The 13,970-nt window shown below is 60.5% G+C and carries 9 protein-coding genes; all 9 read right to left on the bottom strand.

Annotated elements, in window-relative coordinates; all coding sequences use genetic code 11:
- Positions 1-3: 3 nt before the first annotated feature.
- Positions 4-2,019, bottom strand: a complete 2,016-nt coding sequence (locus ACEN9A_RS12105) for a ribonucleoside triphosphate reductase (RefSeq protein WP_258673710.1) — start codon at positions 2,017-2,019, stop codon at positions 4-6.
- A 310-nt stretch (positions 2,020-2,329) separates the two neighbouring features.
- Positions 2,330-3,322, bottom strand: coding sequence for a GTP 3',8-cyclase MoaA (moaA, locus tag ACEN9A_RS12100; protein ID WP_258673709.1), 993 nt, complete (start codon positions 3,320-3,322; stop codon positions 2,330-2,332).
- A gap of 25 nt (positions 3,323-3,347) precedes the next feature.
- A complete protein-coding gene (locus ACEN9A_RS12095) occupies positions 3,348-4,304 on the bottom strand; it encodes a peptidylprolyl isomerase (RefSeq protein WP_258673708.1) in 957 nt (318 codons plus the stop codon).
- 10 nt (positions 4,305-4,314) lie between these two features.
- Positions 4,315-4,995, bottom strand: coding sequence for a respiratory nitrate reductase subunit gamma (narI, locus tag ACEN9A_RS12090; protein WP_258673707.1), 681 nt, complete (start codon positions 4,993-4,995; stop codon positions 4,315-4,317).
- Positions 4,988-5,743: a nitrate reductase molybdenum cofactor assembly chaperone gene (narJ, locus tag ACEN9A_RS12085; RefSeq protein WP_019649057.1), complete on the bottom strand. Its 756-nt coding sequence runs from the start codon at positions 5,741-5,743 to the stop codon at positions 4,988-4,990. Before narJ ends, narI begins: the two co-directional genes overlap by 8 nt.
- A gap of 2 nt (positions 5,744-5,745) precedes the next feature.
- Positions 5,746-7,284, bottom strand: a complete 1,539-nt coding sequence (gene narH / locus ACEN9A_RS12080; protein WP_019649058.1) for a nitrate reductase subunit beta — start codon at positions 7,282-7,284, stop codon at positions 5,746-5,748.
- 1 nt (position 7,285) lies between these two features.
- Complete coding sequence (locus ACEN9A_RS12075) at positions 7,286-11,059, bottom strand: nitrate reductase subunit alpha (protein WP_019649059.1); 3,774 nt, start codon at positions 11,057-11,059, stop codon at positions 7,286-7,288.
- A 68-nt stretch (positions 11,060-11,127) separates the two neighbouring features.
- Positions 11,128-12,525, bottom strand: coding sequence for a NarK family nitrate/nitrite MFS transporter (locus tag ACEN9A_RS12070; protein WP_258673705.1), 1,398 nt, complete (start codon positions 12,523-12,525; stop codon positions 11,128-11,130).
- Complete coding sequence (locus ACEN9A_RS12065) at positions 12,503-13,807, bottom strand: MFS transporter (protein WP_019649061.1); 1,305 nt, start codon at positions 13,805-13,807, stop codon at positions 12,503-12,505. Before ACEN9A_RS12065 ends, ACEN9A_RS12070 begins: the two co-directional genes overlap by 23 nt.
- Positions 13,808-13,970 lie beyond the last annotated feature (163 nt).

Below are 13,970 nucleotides of genomic sequence, written 5' to 3'. Positions count from 1 at the left end.
AGATCAATGAACAGCGCCGGTTTTCTGCTCTTGCAGCAGCAGAACTTCGTCGCATTTGGGGCAGAACTCATGCTCGCCATCGAGGTAGCCGTGCACCGGGCAGATGGAGAAAGTCGGGGTCACGGTCAGGTACGGCAGGCGGAAACGTCCAAGGGCCTTGCGCACCAGTTGCTTGCAGGCCTGGGTCGAGGAAATCCGCTCGGCCATGTACAGGTGCAAGACCGTGCCGCCGGTGTATTTGCATTGCAGTTCGTCTTGAAGTTCCAAGGCCTCGAAGGGGTCTTCGGTGTAGCCCACGGGCAGTTGCGAGGAGTTGGTGTAATACGGCGCCTGCGCACTGCCCGCCTGGAGAATGTCCGGATAGCGCTTGAGGTCTTCCTTGGCGAAGCGGTAGGTGGTGCCTTCTGCCGGTGTCGCTTCCAGGTTGTAGAGATGACCGGTTTCTTCCTGGAAACGCAGCAAGGTGGCGCGCACATGGTCCAGCAGATTCAGGGCAAACTGCCGGCCATGTTCGGTGTGCATGCCCTCCTCGTCGCCAGTGAAATTGCGCAGCATTTCATGCAGGCCGTTGAGGCCGATGGTGGAAAAATGGTTACGCAAGGTGCCCAGGTAGCGCTTGGTGTAAGGGTACAAACCGGCATCCATGTGGTGCGCAATGACCTTGCGCTTGACCTCCAGGCTCTCCATCGCCAGCTCCATCAACGTGTCCAGGCGTCGCAACAAGCCACTGGTGTTGCCCTTGAACACATAGCCCAGGCGTGCGCAGTTGATGGTTACCACGCCGAGCGATCCGGTCTGTTCCGCCGAGCCAAACAAGCCACCGCCGCGTTTGAGCAACTCGCGCACATCGAGCTGCAACCGGCAGCACATCGAACGCACCTGATTGGGCTGCATGTCCGAATTGAGGAAGTTCTGGAAGTACGGCAAACCGTACCGCGCCGTCATCTCGAACAGACGGTCGGCGTTTTCACTGTCCCATGGAAAGTCATGGGTGATGTTGTAGGTCGGGATCGGAAAGGTGAACACTCGCCCTTTCGCGTCGCCAGCCTGCATCACCTCGATGTACGCGCGGTTGAGCAGGTCCATTTCGACTTGCAGGTCACCATAGGCAAACGGCATCTCCTCACCCCCGATGACGGGTATCTGCTCACGCAAATCCTGCGGGCAAACCCAGTCGAAGGTCAGGTTGGTGAACGGCGTCTGGGTGCCCCAGCGTGACGGCACATTGAGGTTGTAGATGAACTCTTGAATCGCCTGGCGCACCTCCTGATAACTCAGCTGGTCCTTGCGCACGTAAGGCGCCAGGTAGGTGTCGAACGAGCTGAACGCCTGGGCGCCGGCCCATTCGTTTTGCAGGGTGCCGAGGAAATTCACCATTTGCCCCAGGGCACTGCTCAAGTGCTTTGGCGGACCCGCTTCGACACGCCCCGGCACACCGTTGAGCCCCTCGTGCAACAGAGTGCGCAGCGACCAACCGGCACAGTAACCGGCGAGCATGTCGAGGTCGTGCACATGCAAATCCGCCTCGCGGTGGGCCTGGCCGATGGCCTCGCTGTACACCTCGTCCAGCCAGTAGTTGGCGGTGACCTTACCCGACACGTTCAACACCAGCCCGCCCAGGGAGTAACCCTGATTGGCGTTGGCCTGGACCCGCCAGTCTTCACGGTCCAGGTACTCATTCATAGAAGTCGCCACCTCGACCATGGTCCGGCGGTCACGACGCAAACGCCCGTGCTGTTCGCGGTAGACGATGTAGGCGCGCATGGCGAAGAAGAAACCGGCGTCCATCAATACCCGTTCGACCCGATCCTGGATCTGCTCGACGTGAAGTCTTGGCAGCCCTTCCAGCCGGGCCAGCACGGCCTGAAGCAACCCCTCGGCCTCAACCTCGGTGTACTCCCCTGTCGCCTTGCCGGCGGCGATCAACGCCTGGCGGATCTTGTCCGCATCGAAGGCGACCAGACTGCCATCGCGTTTGTGCAAGCGGTTACATCCTACTGAGATCAGTGTGCTCTGCATTTGGCCTCCAGATACTACATATAGATGTTCATACACAAACAAACACAACATGCAGTGAAGACTACGGACAAATTGCTGATCTGCAATTGATCGATATCAAGATTTGCCGGTGAAAAAAACCGCCCGAAGGCGGTGAAGGAAAAATCGGTGTGAACACTGTGGCGAGGGAGCTTGCTCCCGCTCGGCCGCGAAGCAGTCGCAATCCTGCAAGCTCGATTTGTCTGAATAATCGTGGTGCCTCATTTAGGGTTGCTTCGCAACCCAGCGGGAGCAAGCTCCCTCGCCACAGTGTTGTGTTTTACAGACCTGCTCAACCGCCACTCATGTTCATGAACCGCACAATCTGCACCTCCCCTTCGGGATTGAAGTCGTGGCGCAATGGCTTGCCGCGCAAGGCCTTTTGCACCGCATTGATCAGCGGCTGGTCGTCCAGCGGATAACGCCGCAGCAATCCGCGCAAGTCCAGCGCGTCTTCCTGGCCAAGACAGAGCAACAGCTTCCCTTCAACGGTCATCCGCACCCGGTTGCAGGTGCCGCAAAAGTTATGGCTGTTGGGTGAAATGAAACCGATCCGGGTATGGGGATGGCGCTCCAGGCGCACGTAGCGCGCCGGTCCGCCGCTGTTTTCAGTGCTGTCGAGCAACCGGTGACCACTGGCGATCAGCGCCCGGACCTCATCGCTGGAACAAAACGATTCGCCCCGGGAACGCCCGACATCACCCAAGGGCATTTCCTCAATAAAACTGATGTCGATGCGCTGATCGATGGCGTACTGCACCAACGCCGGGACTTCATCGAAGTTGCGCCCCTTCATCACCACGCAGTTGAGCTTGATCCGCTCAAACCCCGCGTCCCGCGCCGCTTCAATGCCACCCAGCACCTGATCGAGATCGCCGTTGCGGGTGATCGCGCGAAACTTCTGCCCGTCGAGGCTATCGAGGCTGATGTTCATCCGCTTGACCCCAGCCTCCGCCAATGGCCGGGCCAGACGGCCCAGCTGCGAGCCGTTGCTGGTCATCACCAGCTCGCGCAAACCGGGCAATGCGGCGATGTTGCGGCACAGTTCGACAATGCCCGGACGAATCAGCGGCTCACCGCCGGTGAGGCGGATTTTGCGGACGCCCAACCCGACGAACAACGTTGCCAGGCGCTGCAATTCCTCCAGCGTCAGGACCTGCTGACGCGGCAGGAAGGTCATGTTTTTCGCCATGCAATACACACAACGAAAATCACAACGGTCCGTCACCGACATCCGCAGATAATCGATCTGCCGTCCAAAACCATCCTGCATCACAGCGTTCATCACATCTCCCGGTTTGTCTCGATGCTCACTGCACCAGCGGTGAGTCGGCGCCCTGCAAGTGGATGCCACGAATATCCGCCGCTCCGATCAGGGTTTGCAGGTACTGCACCAGCGCTTTTTGCCAGACGCCTTGCTGCAACTGCGTGCGGATCGCCGTCGACACCACTTCATAGGGCAACGGCATGCCTTCGATCCGCTGATCGACACTGACCACATGCCAGCCGTAGCGACTTTCCAGCGGTTTGCTGGCCAGGCCCGGCGCCAGAGTGAACAGCTGACGTTCCAGTTCGGGCACGGTCTGGCCCTTGCTGATCTGCCCCAGAGAACCGCCTTGAGCCTTCGACGGGCAGGCCGAATATTTCACCGCCAGCTCGGCGAAACTGCCGGGAAAATCCGCCAGCCGCTGCAACAGGATTTCGGCCTGGACATGCGCCAGCGCACGGGCCTCGGCGTCGTCCGGTGCGCATTCGAGCAGGATGTGCCGCACCGCCAATAACGGTGCACTGTGGAAGCGCCCGCGATTGTTTTCGTAGTAGCGCAGACTGGTTTGCTCGTCGCACTGCGGCACGTTTACCTCGCGCTCAAGCAACAAGCGCGTGGCCGCTTCTTCTGCGTTCTCGCCAGGGCCAATCTCCAGCGACAGGCCGAGCTCGGCAATACGCTGCTGCAACAACTCGCGAATCACCAGCGCCCGGGCCGCCAGGAATACCGCTTCCTCGCGGCTCTCGGCCGGATGATATTGCAGCTCCTGGGCCATTGCTTCCGGGGTGATCGACACCTGGTTGACGCTGATGATCGGCCACTCCTGCTCGCTGCTGGCGATCAACTGCGCCGGGGCCTCCTCGGCAACCGCCGGCTCGACCGGCAGTGCTTCGAACTGCGCGATGTCGACAACGTCCGGCACCGCAGCCTCTGCTTGTTTCGAAGAGCCGCAGCCACCGCTGCCACCGTTACCACCACCACATCCACATCCACCTGACATGATTGCCTCCTCAGATTTTCTGCCGAACGATTTGATAACGGCGTCCCAGGTACCAGACCGGTGCACTGACGATGTGCACGAGACGGGTGAAGGGGAACAGCACGAACAGGGTCAGACCGAGAAACACGTGCAGCTTGTAGGTCAGCCCGACCGGTGCAATGGACGCCGCCGCTTCCATCGGCTGCAACAGCACGGTGTTCTGCGCCCAGTTGGCGAGCATCACCATCACCGAACCGTCCATGTGGCCGGTGGACGCGACGATCGTCAGCAGGCCCAGCAGCAACTGCGCCAGCAGCACCAGCAGAATCAGGATATCCGAAGGGCTGGAAGTGGCACGTACCCGAGGATCGGTCAGCCGCCGCTTGACCAGCATCAGCAGGCCGATCAGGCACAACAGGCCGAAGAACCCACCGGACACCATCGCCAGCAACTGCTTGTTCTCAGTGCTGATCACATGGTGATAAACCGACGCTGGGGTCAGCAGGCCGACAAAATGCCCGGCCAGCACGAACAGCACACCGATGTGAAACAAGTTGCTCGCCACGCGCATGCCGCTCTGGTTGAGCATCTGGCTGGAGCCAGCCTTCCAGGTGTACTGCGACAGGTCAAAACGTGCCCAACTGCCAATCAGGCAAATCATCAGGGCCACATAGGGATAGATCCCGAACAACAACAGGTTCCATTTAGACATTACCCACCTCCTGGGCCGGCACGGCGGCCGGCCCTTCATGCTGAAAATCCACCCAGTGCAACGGCACCGCGCTTTCTTCCCGGGCCTTGCCCGGTGCGCTTGGCAGTGAGCCGCAGCGCTCCTGTTGTTCGGCCTTGAGGAAGTCCACGGCCTCCTCTTCCCAGATCTTGTCGAGGGCTTCGAGGGAGTCGTCGCGCACCTCGGCGGCGACCTGCTCACGCAGATTGGCCACGGCCTGATGGGGCTCGGCCCCGGCAATCTGCAGCAGTGCCCGGAAGCAACTGGCATAGGCGCTTTCACGTTCCTCCAGACGCGCCGCGAGCAAGGCCAGCAAGTGCGAAACATCCGCCAGGCCCTCGCGGGCCTCGAGGTCTTCGCGGGTGGACAGGAACTCCAGGTACAGCGGGATATAGTCCGGCAGCTCCTTGACACCGATGGCAAAACCGGCGGCTTCGTATTGCGCCATCATGTCGACCATGGCCTGGCCACGGTCGCGGGATTCGCCATGGACATGCTCGAACAGCAGCAGCGACAGCGAGCGCCCCCGGCCGAACAGCGCACCGTAGTGCTCCTGCCCGTCCATCAGGTCATTGGCGCAGATCAGCTCCAGCAATTCGAACAACGCACCGCGCTGTTTAGGGCTGATTTCCCGTGACTGGATAATCGCCTGCTCCAGCTCGTCGCGCCCGGCAATCAAGGTTTGGGTCGGGTAGTCGAGCAGCAGCGAAATCACTTTGAGAATTTGCATGCTCAGTCCTCCCACAACTGGACGGTTTTCAAAACGTCGCGGCGGTTGGCTTTCTTCGCCCCGAACATATTGGTGTCGGAGCTGCCGCTGCAGCCGCTGCCGAAGCTGAAGCCGCAACCCGAACGTTCGGCAAAGGCGTCGCTCATGGCGTCTTCACGGTGGGCACTCGGGACCACAAAGCGGTCTTCGTAGTTGGCGATCGCCAGGTAGCGATACATCTCCTCGACCTGTGTCACGTTCAAGCCGACATCCTTGAGCACTTGCAGGTCCTGAACGCCATCGACTTGCTCGGAACGTTTGTAGGCGCGCATCGCCAGCAAGCGTTTAAGCGCACGCTTGACCGGTTTTTCGTCGCCGGCGGTCAGCAGGTTGGCCAGGTAGCGCAACGGAATGCGCAGGCTGTCGACATCAGGGATCACCCCGTTCATGCCGACGGTGCCCGCCTCGGCCGCGTTCTGGATCGGCGACAGTGGCGGTACGTACCAGACCATTGGCAAGGTGCGGTATTCCGGGTGCAACGGCAGTGCGAGTTTCCAGTCCACGGCCATTTTGTAGACCGGCGAACGCTGGGCGGAGTCGATCACCGATTGCGGAACGCCGTCCGCCAGGGCCTGGCGAATCACCGCCGGGTCATTCGGATCGAGGAAGATCTCCAGTTGTTTTTCGTACAGGTCCTGCTCATTGGCGGTGCTCGCCACTTCGCTGATGCGGTCGGCGTCATACAACAACACGCCGAGGTAACGGATGCGCCCGACGCAGGTTTCGGCGCAGACGGTCGGCATGCCGGCTTCGATCCGCGGGTAGCAGAAAATGCACTTCTCGGATTTGCCGCTTTTCCAGTTGAAGTAGATCTTCTTGTACGGGCAGCCGCTGATGCACATCCGCCAGCCACGGCACTTCTCCTGATCGATCAGGACGATGCCGTCTTCTTCACGCTTGTAGATCGCGCCGCTCGGGCACGACGCCGCGCACGCCGGGTTGAGGCAGTGCTCGCACAGGCGCGGCAGGTACATCATGAAAGTGTTTTCGTATTCGCCGTAGATGTCCGCCTGGATCTTGTCGAAGTTCTTGTCCTTGCGACGCTTGGCGAATTCGGTGCCGAGGATTTCTTCCCAGTTCGGGCCCCACTCGATTTTCTCCATGCGCTTGCCGGAGATCAGCGAGCGCGGACGCGCAACCGGTTGATGCTCGCCCAGCGGTGCGGTGTGCAGGTGCTGGTAATCGAAGTCGAATGGCTCGTAGTAGTCGTCCAGGCTCGGCAGGTCCGGGTTGGCGAAAATGTTCGCCAACACGCGGAATTTGCCGCCGATACGCGGGTTGATCGAACCATTGGCATTGCGGATCCAGCCGCCCTTCCACTTGTCCTGGTTCTCCCATTCTTTCGGGTAACCGATTCCGGGTTTGGTTTCAACGTTGTTGAACCAGGCGTATTCCATGCCTTCGCGGCTGGTCCAGACATTTTTGCAAGTGATCGAGCAAGTGTGGCAGCCGATGCATTTGTCCAGGTTCAGGACCATGCCGATTTGTGAGCGAATCTTCATCTCAGTTCTCCTCGATGTCGGTCGGCAGTGGACGCGGCAAGGCATCGCCGTCTGTGCCATCGAGCCAGTCAACTTTGGACATTTTGCGCACCACGACAAACTCGTCGCGGTTGCAACCGACGGTGCCGTAGTAGTTGAAACCGTAGGCCTGCTGGGCATAGCCGCCGATCATGTGGGTCGGCTTGAGCACCACGCGGGTCACCGAGTTGTGGTGGCCGCCACGGGTCTTGGTAGTTTCCGAACCAGGCACGTTCACGATCCGTTCCTGGGCGTGGTACATGATCACCATGCCGTCCTTGACGCGCTGGCTGACCACCGCTCGTGCGGTCAATGCACCGTTGGCGTTGAAGCACTCGACCCAGTCGTTGTCCTCGATGTTCGCGCTCTTGGCGTCGTTCTCCGAGAGCCAGACAATCGGGCCGCCACGGCTCAAGGTCAGCATCAGCAGGTTGTCGGTGTAGGTACTGTGGATACCCCATTTCTGGTGCGGGGTGATCCAGTTCAGGACGATTTCAGTCTCGCCATTGCTGCGCTTGCCTTTCACCCCGGCGATGGTCCGGGTGTTGACCGGTGGCCGGTAGTTCATGAACTGCTCGCCGAACGCCTGCATCCACGGGTGATCCTGGTAGAACTGCTGGCGACCGGTGATGGTGCGCCATGGGATGTCTTCATGGACGTTGGTGTAGCCGGCGTTGTAGCTGACGTGCTCGTCCTCGAGCCCCGACCAGGTCGGGCTGGAAATGATCTTGCGCGGCTGCGCCTGAATGTCGCGGAAACGAATCGCCTCGTGGGCCTTGGACAACGCCAGGTGGCTGTGGTCGATGCCGGTGAATTCCGACAGCGCAGCCCAGGCCTTGACCGCCACATGGCCGTTGGTTTCCGGGGCCAGGGACAGGATCACTTCTGCGGCATCGATGGCCGTGTCGATTTTCGGCCGACCCTGACTGATACCGGCAGCGGTTTCGTGATGGTTGAGCTCGCCAAGGAATTTCACTTCCTTGTCGGTGTTCCAGTTGATGCCCTTGCCGCCGTTGCCGTGTTTCTCCAGCAATGGACCCAGCGAAGTGAACTGCTTGTAGATGTTGGTGTAATCACGCTCTACCACTTGCAGGTTCGGCGCGTTCTTGCCCGGCACCGGGGCCACGCCGGCGGTTTTCCAGTCGGTGCCGCCAAACGGTTGGGCCAGTTCGCCCACGCTGTCGTGCATCAACGGCACGGTCACCAGGTCCTTCTCGACGCCCAGGTGCCCTTCGGACATGGCGGAAAACGCCTTGGCGATGCCTTTGTAGATCTCCCAGTCGGAACGCGATTCCCACGCCGGGTCGATCGCAGCCGACAACGGGTGAATGAACGGGTGCATGTCCGAGGTGTTCATGTCGTCTTTTTCGTACCAGGTTGCGGTCGGCAACACGATGTCGGAATAGACGCAGGTCGAGGACATGCGGAAGTCCAGGGTGGTGACCAGATCGAGCTTGCCGATCGCGCCCTCGTCCACCCATTCGGCTTCTTCGGGCTTGCAATCGCCGACCTGGCCGATGTCTTCGTTCATCACCCCGTTCTTGGTGCCGAGCAGATACTTGAGCATGTACTCGTGGCCCTTGCCCGAGGAGCCCAGCAGGTTGGAACGCCAGATGAACATGTTGCGCGGGAAGTTCACCGGGCTGTCCGGCTGTTCGCAGGCAAAACGCAGCGAACCGTCCTGCCACGACTTGACCACGTAGTCTTTGGGGTCCATGCCGGCGGCGGCAGCATCGCGGCAGATGTTCAGCGGGTTGGTGTTGAGTTGCGGAGCGCTTGGCAACCAGCCGGCGCGTTCGGCGCGGATGTTGTAGTCCAGCGCATGTTCGGGGAATTGCGACTTGTCGGCCAATGGCGAGAGCACATCGTGCATGCTCATTTTTTCGTGGCGCCATTGCGAGCTGTGCGCGTAGAAGAAGCTGGTGCCGTTCATCTGGCGTGGCGGACGGTTCCAGTCCAGGCCGAACGCCAGCGGCAGCCAGCCGCACTGCGGACGGAGTTTTTCCTGGCCGACGTAGTGCGCCCAACCACCACCGGTCTGACCGACACACCCGCAGAGCATGAGCATGTTGATCAGCCCGCGGTAGTTCATGTCCATGTGGTACCAGTGGTTCATCGCCGCGCCAACGATGATCATCGAGCGGCCACGGGTCTTGTCGGCGTTATCGGCGAACTCACGGGCGATCTGAATCGCTTTCTCGCGGCTGACGCCCGTGATCTGCTCCTGCCAGGCCGGGGTGCCGGGTACGCTTGCGTCGTTGTAATCCTTGGCAACGTTGGCACCACCCAGGCCACGGTCGATCGCCAGGTTGGCGGCCGACAGGTCGAACACGGTAGCCACCTTGGCCACGCTGCCGTCCGCCAGCACCACGCTGTGCACCGGCACACGGCGGTATTGCACGGCATCGCCGGCCACGTGCTGGAAGTGCTCTTGCGATTCACCGGCAAAGTACGGGAACGCCACTTCGGCGACGTCTTCACCGATCAGGCTGAGTTTCAGGTCGATCTCACGACCTTCGCCGCCCTCGCGAGGCAGGATGTTCCACTTGCCCTTCTCACCCCAGCGATAACCGATGGAGCCCTGCGGCGACACCAGCTCGCCGTTGGCATCCAGGGCGATGGTTTTCCATTCAGGGTTGTTGTCCTGGCCGAGGTTGTCGGTAAGGTCCGAGGCGCGCAAGAAACGGTCCGGCTGGTAGCCGGCGCCCGGTGCCTTGTCGACCATTTGCTTGAGCAGTACCAGCACCGGCAAGTCGGTGAAGCGCTTGGCGTAGTCGGTGAAATAAGCGCTCGGCTTGTCCAGGTGGAACTCTTTGAAGATCACATGGTTGAACGCCTGGGCCAGCGCCGCGTCAGTACCCTGTTTAGGGTTGAGCCACAGGTCGGTGAGCTTGGCGACTTCCGAGTAGTCCGGAGTGATCGCCACGGTCTTGGTGCCCTTGTAGCGAACTTCGGTGAAGAAGTGCGCGTCGGGGGTACGGGTCTGCGGAACGTTGGAGCCCCAGGCAATGATGTAGTTGGAGTTGTACCAGTCGGCCGATTCCGGCACGTCGGTCTGCTCGCCCCACACCATCGGCGAGGCTGGAGGCAAGTCGCAGTACCAGTCGTAGAAGCTCAGGCAGGCGCCACCGATCAGCGACAGGTAACGCGCGCCGGCGGCGTAGCTGACCATCGACATCGCAGGGATTGGCGAGAAGCCGACGACCCGGTCGGGGCCGTACGTCTTGATGGTGTAGACGTTGGACGCGGCGATGATCTCGTTGACTTCATCCCAGCTCGAACGAATGAAGCCCCCCATGCCGCGCTTGCTTTTATAGGAGTCGGCCTTGGCCTTGTTCTCGACGATGCTGGCCCAGGCTTCCACCGGCGCCATGGTCTGCCGCGCCTCTCGCCAGAGCTTGAGCAACGGCTTGCGGATTTTCGGATACTTGAGGCGGTTGGCGCTGTAGATGTACCAGCTGTAACTGGCGCCACGCGGGCAACCACGGGGCTCATGGTTTGGCAGATCGTTGCGGGTACGCGGGTAGTCGGTCTGCTGGGTTTCCCAGGTGATCAGGCCGTTCTTGACGTAGATTTTCCACGAGCAGGAGCCGGTGCAGTTCACCCCGTGGGTGGAACGCACGATCTTGTCGTACTGCCAGCGCGAACGGTAGACGTTCTCCCAGTCGCGAGACTCTTTGCGAGTCTCTCCATGACCATCGGAAAACTCGTTTTGCTTGCGATTGAAAAACCGCAGTTGATCCAGTAAATGACTCACGGTGTGTCCTCTCAGGCTTGCTGCGGGGTTCTGTGCCCCGCCCACGCAATGGTTGGATTCGGGTCGGCTTAGCAGGGGGTTGCGGCGCCTTTGCGCGCGTACCACCACCAGGTCACGACGATGCAGCTCAGGTAAAAGCCGACGAACATGTAGAAAGCCATCTCAGGGCCGCCGGTCTGGGCCATCGAAGTGCCGAAGGATTTGGGAATGAAGAACGCACCGAAGGCGCCCATGGCTGAACTGAAACCCAGGACGGCGGCCGACTCTTTGCCGGCATCCTTGAGCGCCTGTTCGCGCACGGCTGGCGATTTCCCGGCCGAGGCTTTTTCGTGCTGCGTGCGGAAGATCACCGGGATCATCCGGAAGGTGGAGCCGTTGCCCACGCCAGTGGTGATGAACAGCAGCATGAACAGGCCGAGGAAGCCGTAGAAGCTGCCGCCCACGCCGTTCTGCGGCAAGAAGTGCATCACGCCGAAGACCATCGCGATCATCGCCACGAAGTTCCACAGGGTCACTTTCGCGCCACCGAGCTTGTCCGCCAGCCAGCCACCCAATGGCCGTACCAAGGCACCGACCAATGGGCCAAGGAAGGCGAATTTCAAGGCGATGACATCCGGAAAGGAGGTTTTGATCAGCAGCGGAAACGCGGCGGAAAACCCGATGAACGAACCGAAAGTCGCCAGATACAACCAGCACATCAGCCAGTTGTGCTTGCGCTTGAAGATCACTGCCTGTTCGCTGAACGAGGCCCGGGCGCTGGACAAGTCATTCATGCCGAACCAGGCCAACACCGTCACCAGGACGATAAATGGAACCCAGATGAAGCCGGCGTTCTGCAGCCACAATTGACCGCCGTCCGGCAACGCTTGCGACGAGCCGCCCATGAAGCCGAACACACCGAAGGTAATCACCAGCGGCACACAGAACTGCATCACCGAGACGCCCAGGTTGCCCAGTCCGGCGTTGAGGCCAAGGGCCGTACCCTGCTGGGACTTGGGATAGAAGAAGCTGATGTTGGACATGCTCGAGGCGAAGTTGCCGCCACCGAAACCGCAGAGCAAGGCAATCAACACGAACACGCTGTAGGAGGTGCTCGGGTCCTGCACGGCGAAGCCCATCCAGATCGATGGCAACAGCAGCGACGCGGTGCTCAGGGCAGTCCAGCGCCGGCCGCCGAAGATCGGCACCATAAAGGAATAGAAGACCCGCAAGGTCGCACCGGACAGCCCCGGCAACGCCGCCAGCCAGAACAGTTGGTCAGTGGTGAAGCTGAAGCCGATGGCGTTCAACCGCACAATCACCGTGCTCCAGACCATCCACACCGCAAAGGCCAACAACAGCGCCGGAATGGAAATCCACAAGTTGCGAGTGGCGGTCTGTTTGCCGCTACTTCCCCAGAACGCGGGGTCCTCGGGGCGCCAGTCATGAATGACCGGGCCTTTGTCAGGCGTTTGCAGAACGGACATGTTCTTCTCCTTGGGCAATGCTGGAAATCGGGGACGGAATCAGCAGCGGCTCTTTACCAAGCACCGGGCTTTTGCGAATTTCGCTGAAGTACATCCAGGTGAGGGAGACCCAGACCACGCCGTACATCAACATGAAGCAGGAAGAGCGCACGCCGGTGAGGTCCACCAGGGCGCCGAACAGGATCGGCAGCACAAAACCGCCCAGGCCACCCGCCAGGCCGACGATGCCGGACACCGCGCCCATGTTTTTCGGGTAGTCATTGGCGATGTATTTGAAAACCGAGGCCTTGCCGAATGCGAAGGCGATGCCCATGACGAACAGCAGCACGGTGAACAACGCTGGGCTCAGGCCAATGTGGAAATCCAGCGGGCCATCGATGGTCTGCACTTGCAGTTGGGTCTGGGGATACGAGAGCAGGAACAGGCAGATCCAGCTGACCCACAACACCCACCAGGTCACGCTTTGCGCACCCCAGCGATCCGACATCCAGCCGCCGACGGCACGCAGTACGCCGCCAGGCAGGGAGAAGCAGGCCGCCAGCAGCGCCGCGCTTTGCAAGCTGAAACCGTATTCCTGCACGTAGTACTTGGTCATCCACAGGGCCAGGGCGACGTAACCGCCGAAGACGATCGAGTAGTACTGGCAATAGCGCCACACCGCAGGATCCTTCAGCGAGCGCAGTTGCTCACGCAAGCTGGCGCCAGTGGCACTGCGGTGGCCCTTGTTTTCTGAGGTCAGGAACCAGAACAGCAGCGCAGTGATAAACAAGATCGCACTGAAGACTTTCGGCACCAGCTGCCAGCTGCCGGCGGCGATCAGCGCCGGGGCCAGGAACTTGGTCACCGCCGACCCGGCGTTACCGGCACCGAAGATGCCCATGGCGAAGCCCTGGTTCTCCTTGTCGAACCATTTGGCGACGTAGGCAATCCCCACGGAAAACGAGCCACCGGCCAGGCCGACGAACAAACCCAGTACCAGGAACTGCCAGTAGGCGGTGGCGTGACTGATCAAGTACAGCGGCGTGACGCAGGTCAGCATCAGCAGGAAAAACACGCTGCGCCCGCCAAAGCGGTCGGTCAGCAAACCCAGCGGCAAACGCACCAGCGAGCCGGTCAGCACTGGGGTCGCGGCCAGCAGGCCGAATTGGGTTTCGTTGAGCTGGAGCAGTTCCTTGATCGGCACTCCGAGCACGGCAAACATCATCCAGACCATGAAGCACACAGTGAAGGCCAGCGTGCTCATGCCCAGCACCAAGCCTTGTCGTACACGCGGTTGGTTCACAATGCTCTCCCGTCAATTAGCCATGGCGGCAGACTAGAGAGGCAAACCCCGCAAAAACTTGACCCAGGTCAACGATGCCCATGAGGGCCTAAGCCTATGCTTAGCCCGCCTACCTCCAAGGAGGTAGTGCAAGAAAACATTAAAAACCTTTATTTATCAGCTT

The organism is Pseudomonas sp. Pseusp18, assembly GCF_059506005.1.
Note: the sequence above shows the minus strand (reverse complement) of the source record. Positions and strands in the feature narration are given on the sequence as shown.

Coding starts and splice junctions, on each gene's coding strand:
- narH (WP_019649058.1), bottom strand. CDS start 7,284: ATGAAGATTCGCTCACAAATCGGCATGGTCCTGAACCTGGACAAATGC.
- ACEN9A_RS12095 (WP_258673708.1), bottom strand. CDS start 4,304: ATGTCAGGTGGATGTGGATGTGGTGGTGGTAACGGTGGCAGCGGTGGC.
- ACEN9A_RS12105 (WP_258673710.1), bottom strand. CDS start 2,019: ATGCAGAGCACACTGATCTCAGTAGGATGTAACCGCTTGCACAAACGC.
- narI (WP_258673707.1), bottom strand. CDS start 4,995: ATGTCTAAATGGAACCTGTTGTTGTTCGGGATCTATCCCTATGTGGCC.
- ACEN9A_RS12070 (WP_258673705.1), bottom strand. CDS start 12,525: ATGTCCGTTCTGCAAACGCCTGACAAAGGCCCGGTCATTCATGACTGG.
- moaA (WP_258673709.1), bottom strand. CDS start 3,322: ATGAACGCTGTGATGCAGGATGGTTTTGGACGGCAGATCGATTATCTG.
- narJ (WP_019649057.1), bottom strand. CDS start 5,743: ATGCAAATTCTCAAAGTGATTTCGCTGCTGCTCGACTACCCGACCCAA.